General features: G+C 74.4%; 22 protein-coding genes. 7 read left to right on the forward strand and 15 right to left on the reverse strand.

Annotation, left to right across the window (positions count from 1 at the left end; translation table 11 throughout):
• The first annotated feature begins 119 nt into the window (after positions 1-119).
• A complete protein-coding gene (locus tag ACGFSC_RS04430) occupies positions 120-1,445 on the forward strand; it encodes a peptide ligase PGM1-related protein (RefSeq protein ID WP_359906772.1) in 1,326 nt (441 codons plus the stop codon).
• Between the two features lie 44 nt (positions 1,446-1,489).
• A complete protein-coding gene (locus ACGFSC_RS04435) occupies positions 1,490-2,521 on the forward strand; it encodes a zinc-binding dehydrogenase (protein WP_359906769.1) in 1,032 nt (343 codons plus the stop codon).
• Between the two features lie 91 nt (positions 2,522-2,612).
• Here the strand turns inward: ACGFSC_RS04435 and ACGFSC_RS04440 are convergent, their stop codons facing one another.
• The 3 genes from ACGFSC_RS04440 to ACGFSC_RS04450 are packed head-to-tail and all read right to left on the reverse strand — an operon-like array spanning position 2,613 to position 5,386.
• The gene (locus ACGFSC_RS04440) at positions 2,613-3,143 is read right to left on the reverse strand and encodes a MaoC family dehydratase (RefSeq protein WP_359914674.1); all 531 of its coding nucleotides are present in this window, start codon (positions 3,141-3,143) and stop codon (positions 2,613-2,615) included.
• A gap of 18 nt (positions 3,144-3,161) precedes the next feature.
• Complete coding sequence (locus ACGFSC_RS04445; protein ID WP_359914677.1) at positions 3,162-4,397, reverse strand: aminotransferase class I/II-fold pyridoxal phosphate-dependent enzyme; 1,236 nt, start codon at positions 4,395-4,397, stop codon at positions 3,162-3,164.
• A gap of 2 nt (positions 4,398-4,399) precedes the next feature.
• Entirely contained in the window at positions 4,400-5,386 is a 987-nt protein-coding gene (locus ACGFSC_RS04450; protein WP_359914680.1) for an aldolase/citrate lyase family protein, read from the reverse strand.
• 264 nt (positions 5,387-5,650) lie between these two features.
• Here ACGFSC_RS04450 and ACGFSC_RS04455 point away from each other — a divergent pair, with 264 nt between their 5' ends.
• Both ACGFSC_RS04455 and ACGFSC_RS04460 read left to right on the forward strand, forming a co-directional pair.
• Positions 5,651-7,474, forward strand: a complete 1,824-nt coding sequence (locus ACGFSC_RS04455; RefSeq protein ID WP_359914683.1) for a hypothetical protein — start codon at positions 5,651-5,653, stop codon at positions 7,472-7,474.
• 514 nt (positions 7,475-7,988) lie between these two features.
• Positions 7,989-9,068, forward strand: coding sequence for an inosamine-phosphate amidinotransferase 1 (locus ACGFSC_RS04460; RefSeq protein WP_359914686.1), 1,080 nt, complete (start codon positions 7,989-7,991; stop codon positions 9,066-9,068).
• 41 nt (positions 9,069-9,109) lie between these two features.
• Here ACGFSC_RS04460 and ACGFSC_RS04465 read toward each other — a convergent pair whose 3' ends face one another.
• Positions 9,110-11,890 carry a tetratricopeptide repeat protein gene (locus tag ACGFSC_RS04465; RefSeq protein WP_359914689.1) on the reverse strand — a complete coding sequence of 927 codons (2,781 nt, stop codon included), beginning with the start codon at positions 11,888-11,890 and terminating at the stop codon, positions 9,110-9,112.
• Positions 11,887-12,315 (reverse strand): hypothetical protein, encoded by a 429-nt coding sequence (locus tag ACGFSC_RS04470; protein ID WP_359914691.1) that lies wholly within the window; start codon positions 12,313-12,315, stop codon positions 11,887-11,889. The genes ACGFSC_RS04465 and ACGFSC_RS04470 overlap by 4 nt, the downstream gene beginning before the upstream one ends.
• Before the next feature lie 172 nt (positions 12,316-12,487).
• Here ACGFSC_RS04470 and ACGFSC_RS04475 point away from each other — a divergent pair, with 172 nt between their 5' ends.
• The gene (locus ACGFSC_RS04475; RefSeq protein WP_359914694.1) at positions 12,488-13,159 is read left to right on the forward strand and encodes a hypothetical protein; all 672 of its coding nucleotides are present in this window, start codon (positions 12,488-12,490) and stop codon (positions 13,157-13,159) included.
• Positions 13,160-13,273: 114 nt separating this feature from the next.
• Complete coding sequence (locus ACGFSC_RS04480; RefSeq protein ID WP_359914697.1) at positions 13,274-14,140, forward strand: PIG-L family deacetylase; 867 nt, start codon at positions 13,274-13,276, stop codon at positions 14,138-14,140.
• A gap of 79 nt (positions 14,141-14,219) precedes the next feature.
• Here ACGFSC_RS04480 and ACGFSC_RS04485 read toward each other — a convergent pair whose 3' ends face one another.
• The 7 genes from ACGFSC_RS04485 to ACGFSC_RS04515 form a co-directional block, all read right to left on the reverse strand.
• The gene (locus tag ACGFSC_RS04485; protein ID WP_359914700.1) at positions 14,220-16,526 is read right to left on the reverse strand and encodes an SAM-dependent methyltransferase; all 2,307 of its coding nucleotides are present in this window, start codon (positions 16,524-16,526) and stop codon (positions 14,220-14,222) included.
• A 26-nt stretch (positions 16,527-16,552) separates the two neighbouring features.
• Positions 16,553-16,843, reverse strand: coding sequence for a hypothetical protein (locus ACGFSC_RS04490; protein WP_359914703.1), 291 nt, complete (start codon positions 16,841-16,843; stop codon positions 16,553-16,555).
• Positions 16,844-17,020: 177 nt separating this feature from the next.
• The gene (locus tag ACGFSC_RS04495) at positions 17,021-17,212 is read right to left on the reverse strand and encodes a hypothetical protein (protein WP_359914706.1); all 192 of its coding nucleotides are present in this window, start codon (positions 17,210-17,212) and stop codon (positions 17,021-17,023) included.
• Positions 17,213-17,254: 42 nt separating this feature from the next.
• On the reverse strand, positions 17,255-17,605 hold the full coding sequence (locus ACGFSC_RS04500; protein WP_359914708.1) for a hypothetical protein: 351 nt from the start codon (positions 17,603-17,605) through the stop codon (positions 17,255-17,257).
• Between the two features lie 112 nt (positions 17,606-17,717).
• Positions 17,718-17,909 (reverse strand): hypothetical protein, encoded by a 192-nt coding sequence (locus ACGFSC_RS04505; protein WP_359915546.1) that lies wholly within the window; start codon positions 17,907-17,909, stop codon positions 17,718-17,720.
• 67 nt (positions 17,910-17,976) lie between these two features.
• A complete protein-coding gene (locus tag ACGFSC_RS04510; RefSeq protein ID WP_359915544.1) occupies positions 17,977-18,159 on the reverse strand; it encodes a hypothetical protein in 183 nt (60 codons plus the stop codon).
• 68 nt (positions 18,160-18,227) lie between these two features.
• The gene (locus ACGFSC_RS04515) at positions 18,228-20,720 is read right to left on the reverse strand and encodes a S8 family serine peptidase (RefSeq protein ID WP_359915542.1); all 2,493 of its coding nucleotides are present in this window, start codon (positions 20,718-20,720) and stop codon (positions 18,228-18,230) included.
• Positions 20,721-21,225: 505 nt separating this feature from the next.
• On the opposite strand from ACGFSC_RS04515, the gene ACGFSC_RS04520 reads away from it, so the two are divergent.
• Positions 21,226-21,936: a BTAD domain-containing putative transcriptional regulator gene (locus ACGFSC_RS04520; protein WP_359915540.1), complete on the forward strand. Its 711-nt coding sequence runs from the start codon at positions 21,226-21,228 to the stop codon at positions 21,934-21,936.
• A 74-nt stretch (positions 21,937-22,010) separates the two neighbouring features.
• On the opposite strand, the gene ACGFSC_RS04525 is transcribed toward ACGFSC_RS04520, so the two are convergent.
• Genes ACGFSC_RS04525 through ACGFSC_RS04535 form a run of 3 tightly spaced genes read right to left on the reverse strand, consistent with a single transcriptional unit; the run spans position 22,011 to position 26,074 of the window.
• Positions 22,011-23,201: an aminotransferase class V-fold PLP-dependent enzyme gene (locus ACGFSC_RS04525; RefSeq protein WP_359903912.1), complete on the reverse strand. Its 1,191-nt coding sequence runs from the start codon at positions 23,199-23,201 to the stop codon at positions 22,011-22,013.
• Positions 23,202-23,213: 12 nt separating this feature from the next.
• Positions 23,214-24,548, reverse strand: coding sequence for a pyridoxal-phosphate dependent enzyme (locus tag ACGFSC_RS04530; RefSeq protein ID WP_359903910.1), 1,335 nt, complete (start codon positions 24,546-24,548; stop codon positions 23,214-23,216).
• A complete protein-coding gene (locus tag ACGFSC_RS04535; protein WP_359903908.1) occupies positions 24,545-26,074 on the reverse strand; it encodes a Y4yA family PLP-dependent enzyme in 1,530 nt (509 codons plus the stop codon). Before ACGFSC_RS04535 ends, ACGFSC_RS04530 begins: the two co-directional genes overlap by 4 nt.
• Between the last annotated feature and the right edge of the window lie 104 nt (positions 26,075-26,178).

Here is a 26,178-nt window from a genome sequence, read left to right on the forward strand (position 1 = left end):
CGAGGACCGAACCAGAACAACCCCGGTGCGCTACACCAGTAGCGCACGCCACACCCGTGTCGTGCGCGGGACCAGGACCGTGGGCCGCGACAGCGCCGGACACCGGGAGAGTTCACCAGATGACGACGCTCTGCATCGCGAACAACCGCACCGAGGAGATGGTCGGGGACCTCACCGGGGCGACGCCGCTGGAGCAGCTGTTCGCCGGGTGCGGGGCACAGCGGATGCTCTGGTGGGCCGAGGACGGCGACGTCCTGGTGCTGCCCTGGGGCCCCGACCCGGAGTACCTGGCGTACGTCGCCGGGCTGACCGGGGTGCGGGCCGACAGCCTGACCTTCGTGGTGCCGCCGCCGGGCGTCCACGGCGACCAGGCGCTCACCACCGACCGCCTGGTCGACCCGGCCTTCCTCGCGGAGCTGCGCCGCGTCCTGGACGGGCGCACCGTCGACGAGGTGCTGGCCGTCTCGCCGAACGGCGCGGTGGCCGGGCTGGCGGCCGCGCTCGGCCTGGCGCACGCGATGCCCGGCCTGCCCTTCGCCGCGCAGGGCGGCAACGCCCTGGTCAACAGCAAGGCGGGGTTCCGGGCGCTGGCCGCCGGCGTCGGGGTGCCGATCCCGCCCGGGACGGTGGCCGGCTCGCCGGCCGAGGTCGAGGCCGCCGTCGAGCACCTGCTGGGGCAGGGGCACAGCGTGATGCTGAAGGTCGAGTACCAGGCGGGCGGGCTGGGCAACGAGATCCTCGCCCGGGACGAGAAGGTGGAGGCGGTCGGCGCCGAGCGGGTGGTTCCGCTGCCGGACCGGGCGGCGGTGGCCGCGTACGTGGCCGAGCGGTGGACCTGGCTGACCGGCGGGCGCGGCCAACGGGTGGTGGTGGAGCGGTACTTCCCCGACTGCGCGCCGTTGTACGCCCAGTTCCTCGTCGACGACGCGGCCGTGGTGCTCGCCGGCTGCGGTGAGATGGTCATGCGGCCGGTGGTGGTCGGCGAGATCACCCCGCCGGTCACCCCGGACGCGGGCGCCCTGGCCGAACTCGTCGAGCAGGGCGCCCGGTTGTGCGAGTCGCTGCGGGTGATCGGCTACCGGGGCACGGTCAGCGCGGACGCCGTGCTGACGCCCGGGGGCGAGATCTACTTCCACGAGACCAACGGCCGGCTCACCGGCTCCAGCCACCTGCACGACATCTTCGCCGCCCGCCTGCTGCGCGAGGAGCACCGCGGCTCGCGCCACCTGCTGGAGCTCGCCGGCCTCAAGGTGCCGTCCTTCGCCGAGGCCGTGGCGGCGCTCGGCGCGGCCGGGCTGGCCTTCGACCCGCGGACCGGCACCGGCGTGCTGTACAGCAACGACTTCGGGCCGGCCGACGGCTCGGTGATGTACTGCGTGGTCGCCGAGAGCCCGGAGGCCGTCCGCGCCCTGGAGAGCGCGCTGCTCGCGCTGTTCGCCGGATGAGGCCCGGGGCGGGCGTGGACGACGCGACCGTGAACGAGACGACCGTGAACGAGACGACCGAGATCGAGACGACCGTGGAGGAGACGACCGTGGGCCAGGCGGAAGCGGAACGGGACGGGAAGGGGATGCGCGCCGCGCTGATCCACCGCTACGGCGGGCCGGAGGAGCTGTGCATCGAGACGGTGCCGGAACCGGTGGCCGGGCCGGGCCAGGTGCTGGTGGACGTCACCCTGGCCGGGCTCAACTACGCCGACCTGGAGATCCGCGCCGGCGAGTACCTGCAGCTCCCGCTGCCGCTGGTGCTCGGCGTCGACGCGGTCGGGCGGCGCCGCGAGGACGGCCGGAGGGTCGTCGCGCTGCTGCGCACCGGCGGCGGGTACGCCGGGGCGGCCGTCCCCGAGGCGGCGCACACGGTGGAGGTGCCGGACGGCGTGGACGACGAGCAGGCGCTCGCGCTGCTGGAGCAGGGGGCGACGGCGTACGGCGCGCTGGTCCTGTCGGGGCGGCTTCGGCCGGGCGACGCCGTCGGGGTGTCCGCGGCCGCGGGCGGGGTCGGTCACCTGGCGGTGCAGCTGGCCAGGGAGCTGGGGGCGGGCCGGGTGGTCGCCCTGGCCTCCACCCCGGAGAAGCGGGAGTTCCTGCGCTCGCTGGGCGCCGACGCCGTGCTGGACTCCGAGGATCCCGACCTGGGCGAGCGGCTCGCGGAGTCGGGCGGGCTGGACCTGTTCGTGGACTCGGTCGGCGGCCGGGTGCTGCGCGCCGGGCTGGCCGGACTGGCACCCTTCGGGCGGCTGGTGTCGGTCGGGGCGCGGGAGGGCGTGGAGGACGGCTTCACGATGGGCGACCTGACCGAGCGCTCGGCGGGGGTGCAGGGCTTCTGGCTCAGGCACGTGCTCACGGACCGGGCGCTGTTCGAGAGCATCGCCGACCACCTGTTCCGGCTCGCCGCCGAGCGGCGGGTGGTGGCGCGGATCGACCGGACCGTGCCGCTGTCCGGGGTGGCGGCCGCGCACCGGGCGATGGCCGCGCGGCAGACCATGGGCAAGGTGCTGGTGGACGTCCGCCGCGAGGCGTGAACGAAGCGCGCGAGGGGAGGGCGGCCGGCCGACCGCCCTCCCCTCGCGCGCGCCGGGCCCGACGGTGGAGACCGTCGGGCCCGGCGCCGGGTCAGTACCCGGCGACCTCGTCCAGGCCGTGGCCGCGCAGCGGGACGAGGAAGCTGCGTTCGAACACCACCACGACCTCGCCGGTGGACTTCGTCCCGGTGGTGCGGCAGCGCACGATCCCCTGCCCGGCGCGGCTCTCGGAGAGCCGCTTGGCGAGGGTCTCCGTCTCCGCGTAGAGGGTGTCGCCGGCGAACACCGGGTGGGTCATCCGGATGTTCTCCCAGCCCAGGTTGGCGATGGTGCGCCCGCTCGTCGAGCGGGCGGTCATCCCGCCGACGATGCTGAGCGTCACCAGGCTGGAGACGATCGGCTTCCCCCAGGGGGTGTGCGCGCTGTAGGCGGCGTCGATGTGCAGCGGGGCGTCGTTCATGCTCAGCATGCTCATCAGCACGTTGTCGAGCTCGGTGACGGTCCGCCCGGGGCGGTGCTCGACCACCTCGCCGACCTCGAACTCCTCGTAGTAGCGCCCGACCACCTCGCGGTAGCGGCGCTCGCCGATCAGCCGGTAGCCGGCCGGTTCGGTTGCGTCCATCGCGGTTGCTCCCAGGTCCTAGAGGTCGGCGGTGAGTTCCTTGACGTGGCCGGCGAACTCGCGGATCAGCCGCTCGTCCATGTCGGCGCGCAGCATCAGCCGCAGCCCGGCCTCGCCCTTGGGCACGATCGGGAAGAACACCGCGGAGCTGTAGAAGCCGCGCTCGAAGAGCTGGGCGGACAGCTTGACCGCCCGCTCGGCCTCCCCGACGTCGACCCGGCGCACCGGCAGGCCGTTGCCCGCGAAGGTGGTCGGCAGCAGCTCGTCGAAGAGCTCGATGTTGCGGGCCAGCGCTCCCTGGAGGTCGGCCAGTTCGGGGGAGCGGTGGATGGCGGCGCTGGCCAGCGAGGCGCCGACCATCGGCAGCGGGATGTTCTGCGACCAGCCGATCGGGCCGGCGTGCCGGTGCAGGAACTCGAACTGCTCCCGGTTGCCGAGCATCGCGACGCCGCCGCTGGTGCCGAAGGCCTTGCCGAGGCTCGCGGTGATCACCGTCAGCGGGTTCATCTCCAGCCGGGAGCGGACGTAGCCCTCGCCGCGCTCGCCCGCGATGGACAGCGAGTGGGAGTCGTCGATGTAGAGGAACAGCCCGTAGCGGTCCTGGAGTTCGAGCAGTCCGTCGAGGGCCGCGGTGCCGCCCATCGAGTAGGCGCCGTCGGCGACGTAGGCGACCCGCGGGTACTTGCGGCAGATGTCCTCCAGGTAGTTCAGGTCGTTGTGCGGGCAGGTCAGCACCAGCGACTCGTCCGCGCAGACCGGCTTCATGTACGCCATGCAGAAGTGGCAGAAGCGGTCGAAGACCATCACCCGGGGGCCGCCGCCGCCCTGGCAGGTGCCGTCCAGGTGGCCGGAGGCGATCAGCGGCAGGATGCCCGCGGTGAGCGTGGTACAGGACGCCCCCGGGAGGATGTTCGCGCCGAACAGCTCGCCCAGCTCCTCCTCCAGCCGCACCAGCAGGTTGTGCCGGATCCGGGTGGTGGAGAGGACCAGCGAGGTGCTGCGGGACTCGGTCAGCGCGTCCACCGCGCCGGCCAGGACCGCGGGGTGGTTGTTCAGGCCCAGGTACGAGCAGGAGACCATGTTGGCGAACTCGTGGCCGGTCTCGCGGACGATCAGCCGGTTGTTGGACTCGGAGTCCGCGGTGATGCCGATCAGACCGTTGGCGGCGGCCGCCTGCCAGACCGGGTCGGCGCTCGCCAGCATGGCCTCGGCGTTGCGGTACCGGCGCGGGCCGAGGATGGATTCTTCGGTCATCGTCACTTCTCCGTCGCGTGGTTCGGGGGGTCGGTGGGCTCGTGGCCCTGCGGTTGGTACTGCGCGTGTTGCGCGTGCTGCACGTGTTGCGCGTGTTGCGCGTGTTCTGCGCGGTGGGGGTGCTGCGTGTGGTGCGAACCGTCGGGCCGGGGCGGGTCGAACTGCTCGATCAGACGCTGCGAGGCCTCGAAGAACGGCATGCCGACCATCACCCCGTCCACCACGGTCACCGAGCGGCCGTTCTCCAGACCGGCCGCGACCACCCGGCGGGCGCGCTCCAGCAGTTCCTCGCCCGGGCTGAACAGCTCGTTGATCAGCGCGAGTTGGCGCGGATGGACGGCGATCTTGCCGCTGAACCCGAAGTCCCGGGCGAGCCCGGCCTCCCGGCGCAGCCCGACGAGGTCGGAGACCTCGAAGAACGGTGCGTCCATCGCCTCCACCCCCGCTGCGCGGGCGCTGTTGACCACCCGGCCGCGGGCGTGGGCCAGGGCCTCCCAGGAGAGCCGGGCGCCGACCGCGAAGGCGTAGTCCGCCGAGCCGAAGACCAGCCCGCGCAGCCGGTGTCCGGCGGCCGCGATGGCGGGCGCGTGCTCGATGCCCAGCGGGGTCTCCACGACCGCGAGGAACTCCGTCTCCGGGCAGTCCGCGGCGAGCGCGCCGGCGGCGATCTCGATGTCCCGGGGGGACTCCGCCATCGGGATCAGCACCAGGTCCGGTTTGACGCGGTACCGGGCGATGGCGATCAGGTCGCGCAGCCCGTCCGGTCCGGACAGGGTGTTGATGCGCACCGCGCTGCGCGCGAGCTTGGCGGACGGGAGCGCGAAGAACTCCTCGGCCAGTCGACGGGCCTCCTCCTTTCGGGCGGGTGGGACCGAATCCTCCAGATCGACCATGGCGATGTCGGCTCCGGACTGATGGCTCTTGGTGTACCGCTCCACTGCCATCGCGGGTGTGGACAGGAGGGAACGGCAGTACCGCGTGAACTTCATGGATGTCTCCGAAGTCGCCGAAGGCTGCGGGGTCCGGTTCTATCCCACCGGCTTTGTTCGGCGCCGTACGGCTGGACATTGAACATCAACTCGGAACAACCGACCCGCGCGCACCATTGTTTGACGCCAACGGGTGCTGTGCATGATGAATAACCGGGGGATGGACACGAGGCGCACGCGGCGCGTGTGGCGCGTGGGCACTCAAGGTTTCAGGACACCGCATCAACGGAGAAGGGGGCCGTAGTGCCGCGTCGGGAAAGTCCGTTGGACCCCGGGGACGGGCCGCTGCTGCGCTTCGCGGGCGATCTTCGGGCCCTGCGGGAGAGCGCCGGAAGTCCGCCGTACCGTCAACTCGCCCTGCGGGCCCATTGTTCGGCGGCCAGCCTGTCGGTGGCCGCGGGCGGCCGGCGGCTGCCCAGCCTGGCCGTCACCGTCGCCTATGTGCAGGCCTGCGGCGGGGACGTACGGGAGTGGCGGCACCGCTGGCAGCTGCTCGCCGCCGAACTGGCCGCCGACACCGCGGCCCGGCGGCGCTCCCAGGACGCCGGCAGCGCCCCCTATCCGGGTGCGGCCGCGTTCGAGGCGGCCGACGCCGAGCGCTTCTTCGGCCGCGAGGCGCTGCTGGACCGGCTGGCCGCCCTGCTGGCCGAACGGCGGCTGGTGATCCTCTCCGGGCCGTCCGGGGCGGGCAAGTCCTCGTTGGTCAGAGCCGGTCTGCTGGCCCGGCTCGGCGGGGTTCCGGGCGCCGGCGCGGCCGCCGGGCGGAGAACCGGGGCCGGGGGCGGAGCGGGCCGGCCCCCGGCCGACGGCGGTGTCCCGGTGGCGCTGCTGACTCCCGGCGAACGACCGATGGAGGCGTACGCGCTCGCGCTCGCCCGGCTCGGGCAGCGAGTCGGGGAGAGCGCGCGGGGCGCCTCGGGGCCGACGGCCGGCGACCCGGTGCTGGTGGTGGACCAGGGCGAGCAGTTGCGCACCCGCTGCCGGGACGCCGCCGAGCGGGCGCGCTTCCTGGACGCGCTGGTGGCGACCGCCGCGGGCGCGGCGAGGCAGGCGCCGGAGGGGCTGCCGGTGGCGGCGCCGGCCCGGTGCCGGGTGGTGCTGGTGCTCCGTTCGGACCAGTGCGGGCCGCTGTTCGCCGAGCACCCGGGGCTGGCCGAGGCCGGCCGGAACGCGGTGCTGTCGGTGGGGCGTCCGGCGCCGGACGAGCTGCGGCGGGCGATCACCGAGCCGGCCCTGCGGTCCGGCTGTACCGTCGAGGGTTCCCTGCTGGCCGTCCTCATCTCGACCGCCGCGCAGCAGCCGGGCGCGCTGCCGCTGGTGTCCACGGCACTGCTGGAGACCTGGCGGCGGCGCAGCGGCAACGCCCTCACCCTGGCCGGCTTCCAGGCGACCGGAGGTTTCGAGGGCGCGCTGGCCCGGACGGCGGAGTCGCTGTACAACGGGCTGGACCCGGCCGGCCAGGCTCGGGCGCGGGCGGTGTTCCTGCGGCTCGGCGGGGAGTTGCTCGGCGCCGGCGAGGACGCGGCCGGCGGCGCGACGGCGCTGGGCGACGGGCTGACGCCGGGCGGCGGGCTCTTATCGGGGGGAGACCTGGTGCCGGGGGGCGACGAGGGCACCCGCAAGCCGGTCCGGCGGGCCGAGTTCGACGATCCCGGCGTGCCCGAGGTGATGGAACGGCTGGTCCGGGCCCGGCTCGTGGTGGTGGACCGGGACACCGTCGAGCTGTCCCACCACGCGCTGCCGCAGGCCTGGCCCCGGCTGCGCGGGTGGCTGGCGGAGGGCCGCGAGGCGCTGGGCGAGCAGCGCAGGCTCTCGGCGGCCGCCCGGGGCTGGGAGGCCGCCGACCAGGACCCCGAACTGCTCTGCCGGGGTGTCCGGTTGGAGCAGCTCAAGCGGCGGGTGGCGGCCGGCGAGCTGGCCGCGGCCGGGGTCGAGCGGGCTTTCCTGGCGGCGTCCGCCCGGGCGGAGGCCGCCGGCCGGCGCCGGGCGCAGCGCCAGAACCTGGCGGTGGCCGGGGTCGCCGCGGCGGGCGGGGCGCTGCTGGCCCTGGCGGGCGGGAGCCGGATCCGCCGGGCCTGGCGGTGGTGAGCCCCGGAGCGCGGGGCCCAGAGGCGACGGCCGGTCCCACGGGCACCGTGTCCGGGCCGGCCGCCGGCCCTCGCCCGGGTCGGCTCCCGGGGTCGGCTTTCGGGCCCTCGCCCCGGTGTTGATCAGCCTCGGCACGGGGGAGTTGAACAACGGACGGGCCGACCGGAGGCCCGGCGCGGCGGCGCGTTCGGTGCCGATCACGGTCCTTGCGCCGCCGTCGGTCGTCCGGGTAGCTTGACAGGCGATCCCGGCCCTCCGAAATGCGAATTCGGCTGCCCGGCCGGTGATTTCCCGTAACGCCGTGGTCGGCCGGAGCCGCTCCGGCGATCAATCCGTCCCGATTTCCGCCGCTGTTTTCCGCATGTCCGGGGGACCCCGCTCCGCCGACGGCCCGCGGTCCTTCGGAGCCCACCGGGCGCTGCCGTCCTGTGGCGCGGTTCGAAGCCGCGCGGTTCCGAGCCGTCGCGTCCGCCGTCCTTTTCGCGTTTCCCCAAACCCGTGTCAAGGGAGAGTCATGTCCGATTCGGCCCGTCCGGTCCACAGCTGGGACGAATTCACCACACTGCGGGAGATCGTGGTCGGGACCGCCGCCGGCGCCCGGCTGCCCGAGCAGACCGAGCCGTCCTCCTGGCTGTCCTGCTTCCCGAAGACCAGTGCCGCCGACCTCGCCTCGATCGAGGCGGGCCCCTACCCCCAGCAGGTCGTCGAGGAGACCGAGGAGGACCTGGAGGCGCTGGTGGCCACCCTGCGCGGCCTCGGCGTCACCGTCCACCGGCCCGAGGCGGTCGACCACGCGGCCGGGTTCGCCTCCCCGCTCTGGGAGGCCGACGGCGGCTTCCACTCCTACTGCCCGCGGGACCTCACCCTGGTGGCCGGCGAGACGCTGATCGAGGTGGCGAGCCCGATGCGGCAGCGCTACTTCGAGGTGTTCGGCCTGCGCGGGCTCTTCCAGGACTACCTGCGCCGCGGCGCGCGCTGGGTGGCCGCCCCCCGGCCGCGGCTGGGCGACGAGCTCTTCGAGTTCGACGCGGACGGGCTGCCGCTGCTGGGCGAGGCCGAGCCGGTCTTCGACGCGGCGAACGTGCTGCGGCTCGGCCGGGACGTGTTCTACCAGGTCTCCCGCAGCGGCAACGAACTCGGCCTGCGGTGGCTGGAGTCCACCCTCGGCCTGCTCGGTGACGGGGGCCTGCGGCTGCACCCGCTGCGCGACATCTACGGGTACACCCACATCGACAGCACCATCGCGCTGCTGCGGCCGGGGCTGGTGCTGCTCAACCCCGAGCGGATCAGCCCGGAGACCGTCCCGGCGCCGCTGAAGGGCTGGGACATCCTGTGGTGCCCGCCGGCCGAGCCCACCGGGGACACGCCCGAGCACGCGCTCAGCGAGAGCTGGATCAGCATGAACCTGCTGATGGTCTCCCCGGACACCGCGATCGTCGAGTCCGGCCAGGAGAGCCTGATCAAGCAGCTGGAGCACGCCGGGATCACCGTCCTGCCGCACCGGCTGCGGCACTCCCGGGCGCTCGGCGGCGGCTTCCACTGCGTCACCCTGGACACCCGGCGCGACGGCGGGCTGGAGGACTACCTGTCCTGAAGGGGCGTGGGCGGAGCCCGGCCGGCGGCGGCCGGCCGGGGCTACTGCCGCGGACGGGGATCGTCGCGCGTGCGCAGTGCTTCGGCCAGCAGACTCGCCACCACGACGGAGACGGGGTGGTCCGTCCCGACCGCCCGGGTCAGCCCGGCGAGGGCGGCCCGGTACCCCTCGACGGCCCCGGTGAGGTCGCCCGCCGCCTCGTGCACCCGGGCCAGGGCGGCGCGGCTGCCGAGGGTGTCCGGGTGGTCCGGGCCCAGCAGCCGGGCGCGCTGCTCCAGCACGGTGGTGAGCAGCGACCGGGCCCGTTCCAGGTCGCCCGCGCCCCGGCAGGCCACCCCGAGGTTGTTGCGGGTGAGCACGGTGTCGCGGCTCTCCGGGCCGAGCACCCGCTCCTGTTCGGCCAGTACGGTCTCGAACAGCGGGACGGCCCGGGCGGACTCGCCCCGCCCGTGGTAGGCGGAGGCAAGGTTCCCGGCGCTGCGCAGCGTGTCCGGGTGATGCGGGCCGAGGACCTCGCGGCGCAGCCGGAGGGCCTCCTCGAACAGGGGGAGCGCCCGCTCCGGCTCGCCCGCCGCGTCGTGGGCGGAGGCCAGCATGGAGAGGCTGGACAGGGTTTCGGGGTGTTCCGGGCCGAGCACACCGGTGCGCTGGGTCAGTGTCGTGCGGCAGAGGTCGAACCCGGTCGCGATGTCACCGCTCGTCAGGCAGAGGTGGGCGAGGTTGCTCCGGCTGAGCAGGGTGTCGGGGTGCTCCTCGCCCAGGGCGTCGGCACGCCGGGTCAGGACGTCCTGGTAGATCTCCCTGGCCCGTTCCAGGTCGCCGGCCGCGTGGTGGGCGTACCCGAGGTTGCTCAGACAGCTGAGGGTGTCGGGGTGTTCGGAGCCGACGAGTTCCTCGAAGTCGGCCAGCACCTCCTGGTGGAGGGCGATCGACTGCCGGTAGCGGCCGACGGTCTCGTACGCCCCGGCGAGGTTGTTGCGCAGCCGTAGGCCGTTGAGCCCGGCCATGGGCCCCGGCAGGCCGTCGGGTTCGGTGTCGGCGGGGGCCCTGCCGAGCAGGTCCTCGTAGATCCCGATGGCCCGGTCGAACCGGCCGAGGGCCGCGTGGGCGCCCGCCAGGTCGCTCAGCAGGGTGAGGGTCCTGAGGTGGTCCGGGCCGAGGGCGACCCGGCTGTCGTCGGCGGCCCGCTCGTACTCCTCGACCGCCTGCTGGACGCTGCCGCGGGCCTGGTGGGTGGAGGCGAGGCTGCTGCGGATGTTGAGGGTGGTGAGGTGCCCGGGGCCGTGGACCCGCAGGCTCTGTTCCAGGAGCGGGCCGAGGATCCCGATGCTCCGGTCGGGCCGGCCGGTCGCGAGGTGGACCCGGGCGAGTGCGGAGCGGGCCACCAGCGCGAGCGGGTGCTCGGGCCCGAGCCCGTGCCGGATCTGGGCGTCGTAGCCCTCGTACAGCGGCAGCGCCCAGGCGGTCTGCCCCCGGGCCTCCAGGTGCAGGGCGGCGCCGGCGTAGAGGTTGAACACCGCCGAGTCGCAGCCGTCCCGGGGGTCGGTCGCGGCCAGGGCACGGATCTGGCCGACCAGGCGGGCCAGCTCGGCGGCGTCGGGGTCCTGGTCGGGCCCGGCCGGACGCACGGTCCGCAGCAGGGCCTGCTCGGCCTCGTGCCGGCCCCGGGGAGCGGCCCCCGCCGGGCGCCGGGCGAGGGCGTCGGCGCGCAGTACGCCCTGGACCAGCCGGTGCACCCGGACGTCGCGCCAGGCGTAGCCGATCATGCTGTAGGCGTGCAGGACGCCGAGCGCGTCGTCGGCCGCGATCTCGTCCGGGGCCAGCCGGTACACCAGGTCGCGCGGGCAGCCGTCGGCGTCCAGCCAGGCCAGGGCGTGCAGCAGGTCGACCGCGACCGGATCGTCCTCGGCGACCGCCGCCAGGGTGACCTGCCAGACCCTGGCGACGGTGAGCTGCGGGTCCCGGCCCGCCGGGGTCCTGGACAGCTGGAGCCCGAGCCGGCCGCGGTAGGCGGCGACCGTGGTGCGGGTCCGGCGCAGGTAGGCGCCCGCCTGGTCGAGGGCGAGCGGGAGGCCGCCGAGCTCCCGGGCCAGCTGCCCGACCTCCCAGCGGGACTCGTCGGACCCGTCCCACTCGCAGACCCAGGACCACAGCAGCTCGGCCGCCTGCTCCTGGGGGAGGACGTCGAGTGCGAGCAGCGCGTCGCCGGAGTCGACGCCGATCGCGTCCCAGTCGTCGGCGAGCCGGGTGGTGACCAGGTGGTGCCCCCCGGTGAGGCTGCCCAGGTACGGCGCGAGGAGCGCCGGGTCCTCGACGTTGTCGTACACCAGCAGCCAGTTCGTGTGGTGCTGGAACCAGGCCAGCGCCCAGGCGGTCAGCTCCGGCCGCTGCGCGGTTCCGGCCCACACGGGGTTCAGCCGCCGGGCGATCTCGGCCAGGGCCTCCTCCACGGCCCCCGGGGAGGACGCCTCGATCCACCAGACCAGGTCGTACGCCGTGCGGAAGGTCTGGGCGTACTGCCGCGCCAGGGTGCTCTTGCCGACCCCGCCCAGCCCGTGGAGCACCGCCGTCGCCGCGCCGGGCCCGGCGCGTTCGGCGCTCAACACCTCCCGCAGCGCGGCCAGTTCCCGCTGCCGGCCGGTGAAGCGGCCGTTCGGCCGGAGCAGGTGGACGACGTCGACGGCCGGGGTGTCGGCCGCGGAGCGCAGCGCCTCGGCGGGCAGCACGATCGTGGTGACCTGGGTGACCATCAGGCCGTCGTTGGAGCTGTTGAAGCTGGCGATCTGTCCGGCGCCGCTGAAGTGGTGGGTGGGCGACGTCACCGGGGGCCGTCCCGGTGGACGACGGTCCTGCTGCTCATCGTCCCGCTGTTGCTGCCGGTGTTGACGACGGCCCCCTGGCCGCTCACCACGATGCTGACCGGCGCCGGCTGCGCCCGCGCCAGCAGCGCGGCCAGCTCCGCCAGCAGCTCCGGGTCCTGGTGGAGCGTGCGCCGCACGGCCTGCCGCAGCGCGCCCTGGGCGTCCGCGCCCGCGCCCTCCTCCGCCGCCTCCAGGACGTTGGTCTCCAGGTCCTCGCGCTGCCGTTCGTCGCGCCGGTTCCAGACGCGCTGGAGGATGCGCGTGCCCAGGCCCACGGTGGCCGTCGCGGCCGCGTCCTGCGCCTGCGTCAGCACCGAGTCGCCGTACGCGGCGATCGCGGCGCCGATCGGTGGACCGGCCAGTTCCATGAACGCGTCGAGCTCCATGGGCTCCCCCTCGAAAATCCCGGACCGAACGCGGCCGGCCGGAGCGGGCCGGCCGCAGTGGATCGGCCACAGCGTAGGGAACCCGGGGGAGCGGCGGGTCCGGGACGGGCGAAACGATCGGTCTCGATCCGGTTGCGATCGGCTGACAGTGCCGCATGGCAGAGTCTGCCCCATGAACATCACTACCACGCTGCACAGTTGGGACGAGTCCGTCGCCCTGTTCGAGCGCCGCGGCCTGCCCGTCTCCACGTACGAGAACCTCTACGAGGAGTCGTACGACGTCCACGCCGGCGCCCTGGCGATAGACGGGCACCTCGACCTCGACGCCGCAGAGCTGGAGGGCACCGGCCTGGTCGTCGACGGTGACCTCGACGTCAGCGGCGCCGTCCTCACCATCGACGACGGCTGCTCCGCGCTGATAGTGCTGGGCGACCTCCGGGCGGCCGCCGTGTACCTGGAGGGCGACGCCAAGCTGCTGGTCCGCGGCAGCGTCCACGTGGAGGCCTTCGTCGGCAACATGACGGACAAGCTGGTCATGGTCCACGGGGACCTGCACGCCAGGGTCACGGTGCTGTCCGCCGGATTCGAGCCCGACCTGGTCGAAGGGACCCTGCACGGCCCCGTCCTGGCGCCCGCGTACCTCGCCGCCGCCTACTCGGCGCCCACCGGCGCCGAGGCGCCCGCCGCCGCGGCGGCGGTGCTGGTGCCCGAGGTCCTGAGCGCCGGCGCCGACGACGACCCCGACGGCCAGGGCGTCTTCGACACCCCCGGCGTCCACGGCGGACGGCTGCTGGGCCGCATCGAGGCGGGCCTGCCGGTCACCCTGGCCGCCGGACGTGGATAGCGGCCGTCTCGCGGATTGCCGGGTGCGCGACGCGGAACGGAACAACCCCGGCGACCACCCCGCCCCGTGGCGCAGACTGGGGCGAGTACTTTTCACATCGGAGGATGGATTTTCATGGTTGACCGGCCCTTGACGCTGATGGCGGTGCACGCCCACCCCGACGACGAGGCCACCGGGACCGGGGGTGTCCTCGCCCGGTACGCGGCGGAGGGCGTCCGCACGGTCCTCGTGACGTGCACGGACGGCCGGTGCGGTGACGGACCGGGAGGGGTCAAGCCGGGCGAGCCCGGACACGACCCGGAGGCCGTCGCCGCGATGCGCCGGCAGGAACTGGAGGCCAGCTGCGAGGTGTTGAAGGTCAGCCACCTGGAGCTGCTGGAGTACGCCGACTCCGGGATGATGGGCTGGGCGAGCAACGACGAGCCCGGGTCGTTCTGGCGCACGCCGGTGGAGGAGGGCGCCGCCCGCCTCGCCGAACTGATCCGGCACTACCGGCCCGACGTGGTCGTCACCTACGACGAGAACGGGTTCTACGGCCACCCCGACCACATCCAGGCCAACCGCATCACCATGGCGGCGCTGGAGCTGACCGATCCGACGCCGAAGGTCTACTGGACGACGGCGCCGCGCTCGGCCATGCAGCGGTTCGGCGAGGTCATGCGCGAGTTCGGCGCGGACTGGGAGGAGCCGGAGGCGGCGCGGGAGCCCGGGGCGGCGGAGCCGGAGGCGTCCGAGCTGCCGGACATGTCGGAGATCGGCCTGCCGGACGAGGAGATCACCACCTGGGTGGACACCACCGCGTTCGGCGGCCGCAAGTTCGACGCCCTGGCCGCGCACGCCAGCCAGGGCGAGAACATCTTCTTCCTGAAGATGGGCAAGGAGCGGTTCACCGAGCTGATGGGCGTGGAGACCTTCGTGCGGGTCAAGGACACCACCGGCGCGGCCCTTCCCGAGGACGACCTCTTCGCCGGCCTGCGCTGATCCCCGTCCCGTCCCCGTTCCCGTGTCCGTACGGACCCGGCCGTCGCCGGCCGGGTCCGTGCCGGGTCCGTGCCGGGCGCTACCGGCCGCCGTCCCGCAGGGCCTGCTCCACGGTCCGCAGGGCGGTGGCCGACTGCTCCCAGCCGTGCCACCAGAACAGCCCGCCGTCGTGGCTCGCCCCGGCGGCGAGCGCCGTCAGGTGGGCCCAGGGGCCGGCCGGGATGCCGAACCGCGGCCGGGCGGCCAGCCGTCGGGCGGCGTCGCCGTCGACCGGGACCATGCCGAGCAGCGGGAACGGTTCGCCGTCCGCCGTCCGGCCGGTGCCGTGCAGCATCGGGTGCAGGGTGATCGGGTCGAGCAGCAGGGTGAGGTCGGCGGAGGGCAGGAGCTCCGGTCCGTCCCGCCAGCCGAGCCGCCGTCCGCTCGGCCCGGCCCCGGGGACGGGCCGGCCGTCGAGCACGACGCCGTCCGCGGCGACCTCCAGGAGGGCGCCGCCCGGGCGGTCGGGCAGCCGCAGCCGGTAGTCCCCGAACAGGCCCGGGGCGGGCTCCGCCACCGCCGCGGAGAAGGGGACGGTGACGCCGTCCACCTCGAAACCCGCCGGTCCGATCACCACCGCGGCGGTCACGGGCTCGCCGTCGACGGTGACGCGCAGACGCGGGGCCGAGCCGGGGGCGCCGGGTACGACGTCCACGCCCACGCCCTCGCCGCGGTACCCGCCGACGAGGTCGGCGAGCGGCGGCACCTGCGGCAGCGGGTACTCGGTCAGGCGCACCGCCGCGCCCGCGACGGTTCCGGACAGCCGGCGCCGGCCGTCGCGGCCGAACTCCGTCCGCAGCTCGCCGCCGACGCCGCCGTCCGCCGCGCGCCAGCGCAGCACGCCGTGGGCGTAACTCGGGTCGGTCACCCGGAGGCCGTCGACGTGGACCCGGTGCCGGGGCGGGTCGGTCGCGCGGCCCAGGACGTAGACCGAGAGGCCGTCGTCCGCGGTGCCGTACAGGCCCGTCCACGGGTACAGGGCCCCGGCGAGGACGGAGTCCAGGTCCCGCCGGATCGACGGCCAGCCCGCCGAACCGTCCCGCGCCAGCCGGCGGGCCTCCGACTTGCGGGTGAGCACGGTGCGCAGGCGGTGTGCCGCCTCCGGCCCGGGCCGCCGGGGGACGCCCCGGGCGGCGGCCTGCAGGGCCAGGTCCTCGCGCCGGGCCAGCAGGGCGCGTTCGTCGGCTCCGAGGTCCGGCGGGGCCCAGTCCGCGACGGCGGCCGCGGGATCCCGGACGTAGCGCTCGCGCAGGGCGCCGTCCTCGCCGAGGGCCAGGGCGAAGCGGGCGCCCGGGGTGTCCTCCTGCCAGTGGTAGCCGGCCGGGACGCGGAAGTCGGCGAAGCCGCGGAGGGCGGCGAGTTCGCGCGGGCCGTACGCGTCGACGACCCGCAGCGGGCCGTCGGGCGGGCGGACGGTCCGGCCGGGTTCGAGCAGGCCGAGGCGTTCGAGCACCCGCGGGTCGGCCGGGGCGGCGACGGCGGGCGGCAGGTACCAGGTGGAGGCGCTGGTGACGGTGCGCTGCACGGCCGGGTCGCGCAGGGCGGCGACGGTGTACCGGGCGGTGACGGGGTCGAGGCCCCGGTAGCGGGCGCCGATGTAGTTGACCACGGTGTGGTCCGGCCCGTAGACCTCCTCCAGCCGGTCCAGCAGGACGGGCAGGTGGCGGTTGGTGAACCCGGCGCGCCGGTAGTCGAGTTCGCCGACGATGCCGACCTGCCAGAGCACCAGGTGCAGGCCGGGGTCGAGGCGCCGGTCGCGGATCAGCAGGTCGGAGGCCTCGAAGGTCTGCATGCCGGGGGTGCTCGGGTCCACGCCGAGGTCGGCGCAGAGCACGTCCAGGGCGCTGATGCCCGGGCGCATCACGGCGGTGTGGCCCTCGCGGCGGGCGATCCGCACGGCGCGGTGGCTGGACAGCACGAAGATGCCCGGGTGGCCGTAGAAGACCGCCGCCACCCGGCGCCCGGCCCGCACGAAGTGCAGGACCGCCTCCGACATCTGGACGTACGTCAGGTAGCGGTCCTTCGCGTCGTCGTAGAGGACGCCGAGGTCGTAGGCGTCCGGGCGCCAGGCGTTGATGCGCACGATCGTCGCGGGGTCGGCCACGCAGTGGAAGACGTGGTCGGCCTCGCGGAGCAGCCGCTCGTCGGCGCGGGTGAAGCCGGCGGCCTCGATGCCGGATCCGAGGACGGTCAACTCGCCCTTGTGCTCGGACGGTTCACCGCCCGGTGGGCCGGCCGCGGCGATCGCGCGGGACAGTTCGGCCCACCGGGCCTGGTGCTCGCGGCGGGAGGGGAAGCGGTCGAAGGGGCGCGTGTAGCGGTGCGCGGAGCGGAGGTCGGGGTCCATGCGGCGGCGCGGGCCTTCAGTGGTCGTCAGTGGTCGGCGAGGCCGGGGAGGTCGACCACGACCGCCTGGGTGACCTGCGGGGGCAGCGCGTCCACCAGGAGCGGCGGGTCGAGCTGGACCGGCGGGTCGAACTCGAAGACGGCCTGGGTGCTCTGCGGCGGGGTCATCAGCACCGGCGCTCCGGACAGGAGGGCTCCCGGATCCGGGGCCCCCGCGGCGTCGTCGCCGTCCAGGAGCAGATCGATGTCCACGTCGATGTCCATGACGCCGATGTCCAGGACGTCGACGGGCGGGGCGCTGGCGGTCAGGGTGGTCATGGCGGTCACTCGTCCCCTCGGGGCCGCGGGCGGAGGCGGGTTCATGCTACTGAACGGACGTTCGGCCGGACAGGGGTCGGGCAACCGGGCAGCTGCGGAGCGGCGGAGTGCCGGCCGGGCGGCGGATGGGCCGCGCGGTCGGCACGGTACGGACGAGGTGTCCGTGGGTGGATGCCGTCAGAGCAGCACGCTGGCGGCGATCGGGGCGATGGTCTTGACGATGTCCCAGAAGCTGTCGGCCTCGACGCCGGGGGTGTTGCCCAGGGCGCTGCCGGTGCGGCCGGTGCGGTCGATCGGAGGGGCCATTCTGGGGAGCTGCGGGGTGGGGGACCACACCCGGTGTTCCTCGCGGACGTCTTCCATGGTCATGGTCGCGCTTCCCTTCGTGTGTACGGGGACGGCTGGCAGGGTTCAGTAGAGGCCTCCGATGGCGGGGGGTGGGGGCGGCAGGCAGCCGGGGGTGGGGGCGCCGCCGCAGGCCCAGGGGGCCGGGTCCGCGAAGCTGGGGCCGTAGATCCCTCCGGGGCCGTCCATGATCAGTGTGGTCGCGTGCTCGGTGGGATCGGCGCCCTCCTTCAAGGCGGGGGCCACCACGCTGGTCGGCCGAGGGCCGCCGGTGAATCCGACGGGCGCCCGGACGGGCCGCGCGGCCGCGTTCCGGTCGTCGCCGACGTCGACGGTCTCCTTGTACACCTTCAGGTACGCGTCGTAGCCGACCGTGCGGTCGATCGGCGGCACCTGGGGCGGCGGCTGCTCGTACATGGTCCTGTCTCTCCTGTTCGGTGCTCCGGCGACAGGCCGCTTGAGGCGGCGTCACCGGGCGGGTGGCCGGCGACGGACCCTTCGGGGCCCGTCGCCGGCGCGGGGTGCCTCATCAGAAGATGCTGGAGGCCACGTTCGCCAGGGTGCCTGCGAGCTTGCCCCAGTCGAAGTCGGCCTCGATGCCGGGGGTGTTGCCCAGGGCGCCGCCGGTGCGGCGGGTGCGGTCCACCGGCTCCGCCAGCTTCGGGAGCTGCGGCGTGGGGGTCCACGTCCGGCGCTCCTCACGGAATTCTTCGTTGGTCATTTCTGCTCATCCCTTCTCGTCGTGCTGGTTGCACTCCGTCCTCGGCGGGGCCCGTCGGGGCGGGGCGTCAGAGGGCCGCGTAGCACATGCTCCGGGCGGGGCCGGTGAGGCCGGCGCAGGCCGACCGGGCCGGTACGACGCCCGGGTTGCCGGGCAGCGTTCCGGCCTCGTCCCGGCCGTCCCGGCGGACCGGCGGGGCGAGGACCGGCAGTCTCGGAGTGGGCTTGGGGAGCCCTGCGGGGGTTTTCATGATCCGTCTCCTCCTGACGGGTGGCGTGGGGGCGTCCGGTCGGCGTGGCCACCGACGGTGCCGGGTGCTCAGGACTCCAGGAACTGGTGGGCCGGCGCCAGGGTGACGGGGAACTCGTCGCTGACGTCGATCGTGAACAGCATGGAGACCCGCGCGTGCCGGTCGTCCTCGGGGTCGAAGAAGGTCACCTTCACGTCCTGGCAGTCCGATCCCATGCGGCAGTACGGGCTCTTCGCGACGGAGATGGTGTCGATGCAGTACAGGGAGATCGGCTTGCCGGACTCCGTCACGGTGCTGGGGACGCTCTGGCCCAGCAGCATGGCCTTGCTGATCGGGCCGGCGATCGAGAACGCGTTCGTCCCGGCGGAGTTCAGTGCCCGGTCGGCGGAGGTCTGTCCGAGGTTGCGGAACTGGTAGTAGACCTTGTCGAGGAACGCGTCCATGGTCTTGCGGACGTAGGTCTCGTCGACCGTCAGCGAGTCGTGGTGCGCCTGGTGCATGACGGCCTTCACCACGGCGTCCACCAGCTGCTTCTGGTACCAGATGTAGACGCCGCGGCTCTTGACCTCGACGACCGGCACGACCTGTCCGGAGAACAGCCGTACGGTCCGGTCGGTCAGTCGGCCGGGTATCGAGATCCGGGAGATGTAGCCGTCCTCGTCCTGGGTGTACTTGTGCTGGCCGAGGTAGGCGTCCCGGAAGGACCGGTAGATCGTGGACACCGGGGCGGCGGGTGCGGCGAGTGCCAGCAGGGCGTCCGCGAGCTTTCTGCGGTCGTTGACGATCGCCTCCACCTCCGCCCTCGAGCCGAGCTGCACCAGGGGGTTGCTGGTCCAGTCCATGCCGGCCGCGGGTTCGGCCTCCATCGCGTAGACGGGTGTGCTCTCCAGGTTCAGCGTCCAGGTGACCTTGTCGGAGGCCCACGGGTTGGCGGTCAGGTACCTGTGCAGCTGGTCGGCGTCGTAGGGATTGGCGGGCAGTTCCTTCATCACATCGGGTTTGCCTTCGACCGGCACCTCGACGGGGTCCATCAGCTGGCGGAAGCTGTCCCGGCGGGCCTCGGTCAGGAAGTCCACCCCGACCTGGCCGATCGCGAACACCAGCGGGCGGTTGTTGGTGGAGGCGCAGGAGGGCCGGACGCCGCCGCCCGAGGGCACGGATCCCGACGGTACGGCCCCTGGCAGCCCGGCCCCCGAGGGCCCGCCGCCCTGGCACGCGCAGGGGGCCGCCGGGGCCTGGCCGGACACCGTCGCGCCGGTGGACGGCGGGGGCGCGGCCACGGCGGGCGCGGTCAGTGGCATGGGCGGCGGGACGGCGGTGGCGCCCGCGGGCTGGGCGCCGGCGGCGGTGGCGCCCGCCACCCCGGCGACGGCTCCGGCCGGGGGGAGGGCTTCGTACGGTGCGCTCTGCGCGGCGGGTGCGGCCTGGAAGGCCTGGACGGCCTCCGGGCCCGGTACGGCCTGCGCGGCCGGTGCGACCTGGGGGGCTTGAACGGCCTCGGCGGTGGCGACGGGAACGCTCTGGGTGTCCATGGTGCTGGCTCCCTCGTGCGAGTCGTAAGGGGAGGCCCCGAGCAGCGAGGGTGCGCCGGCCGCGGCGGCCCCGACCTCGGGGGAGGGGATGGTGCGGCGGGCGGCGTCCGCCGTGGTCCCGGTACTGGCCGGCCGGTCCGTCAGGTCTCCTCGGGCGGTGAGCCCGTAGGCCCGGGCCGCGTCCAGGTGGCCGACCAGCCGGCGCCGGCACTCCGGTGCGTCGGCGGGTGCGCAGGGCACGGACCGCGCGCCCCGCAGCAGGGCCCGGCGGGCCGCCCGCGGGTCGGGCGGGCGCCCCGCGCGCACCTGCGCGGCGACCAGCAGGGCGGCGACCCCGGCCACCAGCGGTGTGGCGAAGCTGCTGCCGGTCAGGGCGGCGCCGCCCCCGCCCGGGGCGGCGCCCTCGATGTCGCTCCCGGGGGCGAGCACGCCGTGGGCGGCGTACGCGGAGCCCCAGTTGCTGATGTCCAGCGGCTCGCCGTCGGGTCCGGCCGCGCCGACGGCGAGCACCGTCGGGACGGAGGCCGGCACCTGGGCGCAGTCGCAGCCGTCGTTGCCGACGGCCGCGACCACCAGGACCCCGTTCTCGTCGCACAGCCGCAGCGCCCGTTCCAGCACGGGGTCCGGCTGGGCGTCCGTGCCGGCTTCGCCGCCGCTGATGTTGATGATGTGCGCCCCCTCCTGCACGGCGCGTTCGACGGCCCGGGCCAGGTCGAGCTGCGGCACCCGGCCTTCGCCCGCGTCCGTGAAGACCGGCAGGACCAGTCCGCGGCAGCGCGGGGCGATCCCGGCGTACGGACCGTCGGGCCGGCCGAAGAGCAGGCTCGCGACGTGGGTGCCGTGCAGCGACATCGGGCCGTTGCCGGCCGGTTCGGCGACGAGCGTGTCCAGCCGGGTGAGGTCCGCGCCCTGGAAGCAGGGGTGCGACAGGTCGACGGGACCGTCCAGGACGGCGATGCACACGGCCGGGTCGCCGAGGAGTTCGTCCTCGGGGGCGCGGACGTCGTCCAGCACCGATCTGGCTTTCATGGGGAATCGCCTTCCGGTGTCGGGCGGGGCTTCGGGTGCGCTCCGCCGGGCAGCAGGTGGTGCCAGTCAACGGGCCGGCCGTCGCGGGAGTGTGCCGGGGAGCGTCACGGCCGGCGCGCGGGTGCCGTCGCCGGCGCGTCGCGTCCTCGTGACGGATCCGCCGCGGCCGTTCGCCGCGTCACGGACCGGTGGATGCACGCGCCGTGACCGCCGGCGGTCCCGCGGACCGGTCCGGATGTCCACGACGGACCGGCGACTCCTCCAACACCCGTTCGGGGGCGGCCCATTAGGGTGTCGGCCGGTCGACTGCGGGGCGTTGCCGTCACGGTCGGCGACGACGGCCGTGACGCCCGGGCGGCGTCACCGTGACGCCGTCACAACGTCCGTGCTACGCACGCGCGACGGTGCTCCGGGGCCGGACGGACACGGCCGTGACGGGCCCCGGCCGCAACCGGGGCACGTCCGAACGGGTGCGGGCGACGGACTGCCGGGCCAGAGTGGGGGTGTGTTGTGGGACGGTCCGGGCATCGAGCTGCTGCGGGGCTTCGAGGCCACCGACGCGGGACGCTGTGTGTCCCTTCCGGTGAGTGCTCAGCACCTGCTGGCGTTCCTCGCCCTGCACGACGGCGGCGTCCAGCGCGGGGCGGTCGCCGAACGGCTCTGGCCGGACTGCACCCAGCACCGCTCGGCCGCGAACCTGCGCACCGCCCTCTACCACGTGCGGCGCGGCCGGGCCATACCGGTCGAGAGCCCGGGGCAGTGGCTGCGCCTCGCCCCGGCGGTCCGGGTGGACCTGCGGTCGGCGCGCTGCTCCGCACGGCAGGTCGTGTCCGGGCTCGACCGGTTGCCGGTCAGCTGCGACGACATCGTGGACGACCTCGCCGCCGAGCTGCTGCCGGGCTGGGAGGAGGAGTGGCTGACGCTGGAGCGGGAGCGGTGGGACCAGCTGCGGTTGTACGCCCTGGAGGGTCTGGCGCACCAACTGTGCGACGCGGAGCGCTATCTGTCGGCGCTGCAGACCGCGCTGGCGGCGATCGCCATCGACCCGGTCCGTGAGACGGCCCACCGGATCGTGGTCGAGGTGCACCTCGCCGAGGGCAACCTCGCCAGCGCGCTGCGCTCGTACCAGCACTACCGTTCGTTCCTGCAGCGCGAGCTGAACGTCGCCCCCTCGCCGAAGATGACCGGACTGGTGCGGAACCTCCAGCGGATGTGACGGCCCGCCGGCGGCGCCCGACTCCACGCCGGCGGAGCGGCCCGGGCGCGGAACGCCGCGCCCGGGCCGGGCCGCTACCGCAGCCCGCGCAGCACGGAGAGCAGCCGGTCGATCTCCTCCGGGCCGTTGTACACGTGCAGGCTCACCCGCACCGAGCTCTCGCGCTCCCCGGCCCTTGCCTGGCAGTGCCCGTCGGCGCGCACCATCAGGCCGTGGCTGTCGAGGACGAAGCCCAGGTCGTTGGAGCCGATCCCGCGGTGCCGGAAGGTGACGATGCCCTCGCGCTGCTGGACCGCGGAACCGGCGGCCAGGCTCGACCGGCAGCCGAGGACCTCGTACGGGTCCAGGGTGCGCAGCCCGTCGGTGAGCCGGGCGGCCAGGGCGGTGTTCCACCGCCGGACGCGGTCCGGCCCGGCGGCGTCGAGCCAGTCCAGGGCGGCCTCCAGGGCGGCGATCCCGCAGGTGTTGGGCGTGCCGTTCCAGCCGCCGGGGGTGAAGACCGGGCCCCGGGTGTTGCGGGCCCACACCGCGCCGGTGCCGGGCAGGGCCATGGCCTTGTGTCCGGAGAAGACCACGAAGTCGACGTCCAGCGTGCCGACGTCCACCGGCAGGTGGCCGACGCTCTGCGCGGCGTCCAGGCAGATCGGCACGTCCGGGCCGACCGCGGCCCGGATGCGGTGGACGTTCATGTCGCCGCCGTACACGTGGTGCACATGGGTGGCGGCGACGAACGCCGTGCGGTCGGTGACGAGTCCGGCCAGCGCGCGGTGGTCGTAGTCGTGCGAGGCCGGGTCGTACGGCAGCTCGCGCACCGTGATGCGCACGCCCTGGCCGGCCAGCAGCCGCTGGGCCTCCAGCCACGGCAGCGCGTTCGCCTGGTGGTCGGCGAACGGCACGATGATCTCGTCGCCGTCCCGCAGGTGGTGGGGGAGCCAGTCCCGGGCCACCGTGCGCAGCCCCTCGGTCGTGCCGCTGACGAAGTGGACGCCGGAGTGCTGCTGCGGTGCCGGGTCGCCGAGGAAGCGGGCGACCCGGGTGCGGGTGCGGTCGACCAGCGCGGTGGTGGCGTTGGCCCAGGTGTAGGTGCCGCGGCCGGCGTTGGCGTTGGCGGTGGTCAGGTAGCGCTGGACGGCGTCGAGCACCGCCCGGGGCTTCTGCGAGGTGGCCGCGCTGTCCAGGTAGGCCCGGTCCGGGTTGCCGGTGATGATGGGGAACTGCGCCCGCAGGTCGCGGTGCCAGTCGTGGAGCTCGGTGAGGGTGGTCATGGCCGGCTCCGCTCAGTCCCGGACCAGTGGGGCGCCCGCGTCGCGCCAGGCGATGATGCCGCCGGTGAGGCTGCGCGCGTCCCGGTGTCCCATCCGGGCGAGCAGCGCGGCGTACCGGGCGGACTTCTCGCCGACCGGGCAGGCCAGCAGCACCGGCTGGTTGGTTCCGAACGGCAGTCCGCCGTGCAGGAGTTCGTCGAACAGCTCGTCGGCGATGTTGATCGAGCCCTCGATGTGCAGGGCCGCGTAGGCGAACGGACCGCGCAGGTCGACCACGAGCGGCCGGTCCTCGGCGATCCACTTCCGGGCGGCGTCGACCTCGACGGTCCGGGCGGCGGCCAGCTCGGCCGGGGTCACGGCCTCCACCGAGTTCGGCCGGGCGGGCTGGTTGAACAGCTCGGGCCGGCGGCGGCGGACGTAGCTGAGGTAGCTCTCCACCCGGTCGCAGACGATGAAGACGGCGGTGTGCCGTTCGCCGCCTCCCCGTCGCGTCAACTCGGCGTCCACGGTGCGCAGGTGGCGCAGGGCGCCGAAGAGGGCGCCGCCGCCGGTCGGGCCGGCCGGCAGGCCGCAGCGGCGCAGCAGGGTGAGCATGCCCTCGATGGCCTGGTCGGAGGTGACCGACGCGATGGCGTCGTAGGTGGCGGGGTCGAACAGCCCGACCTCGTGCACCTCGTCGATGGTGCGGATGCCGGGGATGAAGTCGGACTTGTGGGCGACCAGTCCGAGCACCTCGACGGCCGGGTTGTGGGCGCGCAGCACGGCCGCGACGCCGGTGGACGAACCGGCGGTGCCGACGCAGGCGATGAAGTGGTCGGGGGCGCGGCCGTCGAGGTCCCGGACGATCTCCGGCCCGGTGCCGGTGAGGTGGGCGTCGAGGTTGAGCGGGCTGTAGTACTGGTCGGTGTGCAGGTAGCCGGAGTCCGTCTCGGAGAGCATCCGGTGGATGCGGGTGAGCGGGTCGTCGTTGTCGGTCGGGTCGAGGCACTCGGTGCGGCCGGGCAGTTCCTCGATCTCCGCGCCCAGCAGCAGGAGCAGGTCCTTGACCTCGGGGACCTTCATCCGGTTGGTGACGCTCCTGAAGGGCAGTCCGTGCAGGCCGGCGATCAGCGCGAGTGCCTTGGCGGTGTTGCCGCTGGACAGTTCCACGACGGTGTCGCCGCGTTCGACGGCGCCGGGCAGGGCCTCGCGGGTCATGTTCCAGGCGGCGCGGTCCTTGACGGATCCGAACGGGTTGAGCATCTCCAGCTTGGCGTACAGGTCGATGTGCCGCAGGCCGGTGACCGCCGGGTCGATCCGGACCAGCGGGGTGTTGCCGATCGCGTCGGTGATGCTGTCGTACCTCATGGCTGTCCGTCCCCCCGGTGTCCTGCGGCGGCCGTCACGTCGACGGGCCAGTACTGCTCGTCCAGGCGCCAGCGCCAGGCGCCGTCCTGCCGGTACGCGGCGACCTTGCGCGCCACGGGCTGGCGCAGCGCGCGGCCGGCGCTGAAGTCCATGAGGTAGCCCGCGGTGTTGGCGAAGGCGAGCAGGTCGCCGGGGGCGGGGAGGCGGGGCAGGAAGACCGTCCGGCGGGTGATCAGGTCGGTCTCCAGGCAGAGGTTGCCGATCAGGTAGACCCCGACCGGGTCCCCCGGCGGGCCGTCCGGTGAGCCGTCCGAGGGGCCGTCAGACGCGCCGGGCGTGGCCGGCGCGCCGGGCCGGGGGATCAGCAGAGGGTCCATCAGCACCCCGTGCTCCTCCAGGCCGACGTCCCGCGCGTTCATCTCCAGCCGCACCAGGTGTTCGCCGGCCGCCGTGTGCCGGACCTCCAGGACGCGGGCGAGGGTGGCCCCGCACTGGTCGGCCAGCGCCCGGCCGGGCTCCACCGCCAGGTCGTACAGGTTCTCCAGCAGCAGGGTGCCGAGCGGCCGTCCGAGCGTGGGCGCCGGGTAGGAGAGCAGTTCGTCCAGGTAGGCCTCGGCGGCGACCGGGCGGTGCGCCGGGTACAGGCCGAGGGTGCCGCGCAGTCTGCCGGACTCGTTGCGCAGCCCGTAGCCGTGGCCCTGCCAGGTCAGCGCGGGCCGCTTGCCCAGGACGGCACGGGTCAGTTCGGTGGTGTACCGCTCCCACTGGCCGGCGTCGGCGAGGTAGTCGACCCCGAACCCGCCGCCGATGTCGACGGTGCGGGGCCGCAGCCCCCGGCGCCGGCACTCGTTCAGCACCGTGATGCAGGTTTCCAGGGCGACGGCCTTCTCCGGTACGCCGGTGGTGTCCAGGTGGTAGGCGACGCCGGTCGTCTCCACGGCGTCCCGGTGGCGTTCGAGCGCGTCGATCAGCTCCGTCAGCTCGCCGATGTCGGTGCCGAACCGGCTCGGCCGGGTGAGGACGGTGGTCCCCGGGGCCCGGAAGCCCGACAGCCGGGGCATGACGCGCACCGGGGGCAGGGCCTGTTTGCGCACCAGGTCGGCCAGGTCGTCGAGTTCGGCGCGGGAGTCGAGGTGGACGGTGACGCCGGTGCGGGCCGCCAGCCAGAGGTACTCGCGGTTCTTCGGCCCGGTCGCCATGATCCGCTCGGGCGGGCAGCCGGCTCCGAGCACGTGCTGGAGCTCGGCGAGCGAGGCGACGTCCAGTCCGGCCTCGGTGGCGGCGAGCCGGCGGACCAGGGCGCTGGAGCGGTTCGCCTTGTGGGCGAAGTGGATCCGGCCGGTGAGGTGGTGCTTGCGGTAGACCGCCTGGAAGCGTGCCAGGTTCTCGGCGATCTGCTCGGGCAGGAGCAGGTTGAGGGGCGATCCCAGGGCATCGGTGAGGGTGTGGAGGAGGTCGCGTTCCTCCAGGAGGGATCGGAGCGGGGGCTCCAGCCGTGGTTCGAGATACAGCGGTAAGGGCCGCATGCGAAACCAGCTCTCCGTGAGAAGTCGGCGGAGGGGGCCGCAGCCGCCGACAGGCTGCCCCGTGTCGGCCCGCGTCCCCCGGCGGTCCGCGCGTCGGCGTGGCG

Origin of the sequence: Kitasatospora sp. NPDC048715 (assembly GCF_043198905.1) — a bacterium.
Taxonomy (GTDB): Bacteria; Actinomycetota; Actinomycetes; order Streptomycetales; family Streptomycetaceae; genus Kitasatospora; species Kitasatospora lactacystinica.

What these genes read in the sequence shown, in the direction of transcription:
- ACGFSC_RS04430 (WP_359906772.1), top strand. Translation starts at nt 120, where the DNA reads ATGACGACGCTCTGCATCGCGAACAACCGCACCGAGGAGATGGTCGGG.
- ACGFSC_RS04440 (WP_359914674.1), bottom strand. Translation starts at nt 3,143, where the DNA reads ATGGACGCAACCGAACCGGCCGGCTACCGGCTGATCGGCGAGCGCCGC.
- ACGFSC_RS04445 (WP_359914677.1), bottom strand. Translation starts at nt 4,397, where the DNA reads ATGACCGAAGAATCCATCCTCGGCCCGCGCCGGTACCGCAACGCCGAG.
- ACGFSC_RS04450 (WP_359914680.1), bottom strand. Translation starts at nt 5,386, where the DNA reads ATGAAGTTCACGCGGTACTGCCGTTCCCTCCTGTCCACACCCGCGATG.
- ACGFSC_RS04460 (WP_359914686.1), top strand. Translation starts at nt 7,989, where the DNA reads ATGTCCGATTCGGCCCGTCCGGTCCACAGCTGGGACGAATTCACCACA.
- ACGFSC_RS04470 (WP_359914691.1), bottom strand. Translation starts at nt 12,315, where the DNA reads ATGGAGCTCGACGCGTTCATGGAACTGGCCGGTCCACCGATCGGCGCC.
- ACGFSC_RS04475 (WP_359914694.1), top strand. Translation starts at nt 12,488, where the DNA reads ATGAACATCACTACCACGCTGCACAGTTGGGACGAGTCCGTCGCCCTG.
- ACGFSC_RS04480 (WP_359914697.1), top strand. Translation starts at nt 13,274, where the DNA reads ATGGTTGACCGGCCCTTGACGCTGATGGCGGTGCACGCCCACCCCGAC.
- ACGFSC_RS04485 (WP_359914700.1), bottom strand. Translation starts at nt 16,526, where the DNA reads ATGGACCCCGACCTCCGCTCCGCGCACCGCTACACGCGCCCCTTCGAC.
- ACGFSC_RS04490 (WP_359914703.1), bottom strand. Translation starts at nt 16,843, where the DNA reads ATGACCACCCTGACCGCCAGCGCCCCGCCCGTCGACGTCCTGGACATC.
- ACGFSC_RS04495 (WP_359914706.1), bottom strand. Translation starts at nt 17,212, where the DNA reads ATGACCATGGAAGACGTCCGCGAGGAACACCGGGTGTGGTCCCCCACC.
- ACGFSC_RS04500 (WP_359914708.1), bottom strand. Translation starts at nt 17,605, where the DNA reads ATGTACGAGCAGCCGCCGCCCCAGGTGCCGCCGATCGACCGCACGGTC.
- ACGFSC_RS04505 (WP_359915546.1), bottom strand. Translation starts at nt 17,909, where the DNA reads ATGACCAACGAAGAATTCCGTGAGGAGCGCCGGACGTGGACCCCCACG.
- ACGFSC_RS04510 (WP_359915544.1), bottom strand. Translation starts at nt 18,159, where the DNA reads ATGAAAACCCCCGCAGGGCTCCCCAAGCCCACTCCGAGACTGCCGGTC.
- ACGFSC_RS04515 (WP_359915542.1), bottom strand. Translation starts at nt 20,720, where the DNA reads ATGAAAGCCAGATCGGTGCTGGACGACGTCCGCGCCCCCGAGGACGAA.
- ACGFSC_RS04525 (WP_359903912.1), bottom strand. Translation starts at nt 23,201, where the DNA reads ATGACCACCCTCACCGAGCTCCACGACTGGCACCGCGACCTGCGGGCG.
- ACGFSC_RS04530 (WP_359903910.1), bottom strand. Translation starts at nt 24,548, where the DNA reads ATGAGGTACGACAGCATCACCGACGCGATCGGCAACACCCCGCTGGTC.
- ACGFSC_RS04535 (WP_359903908.1), bottom strand. Translation starts at nt 26,074, where the DNA reads ATGCGGCCCTTACCGCTGTATCTCGAACCACGGCTGGAGCCCCCGCTC.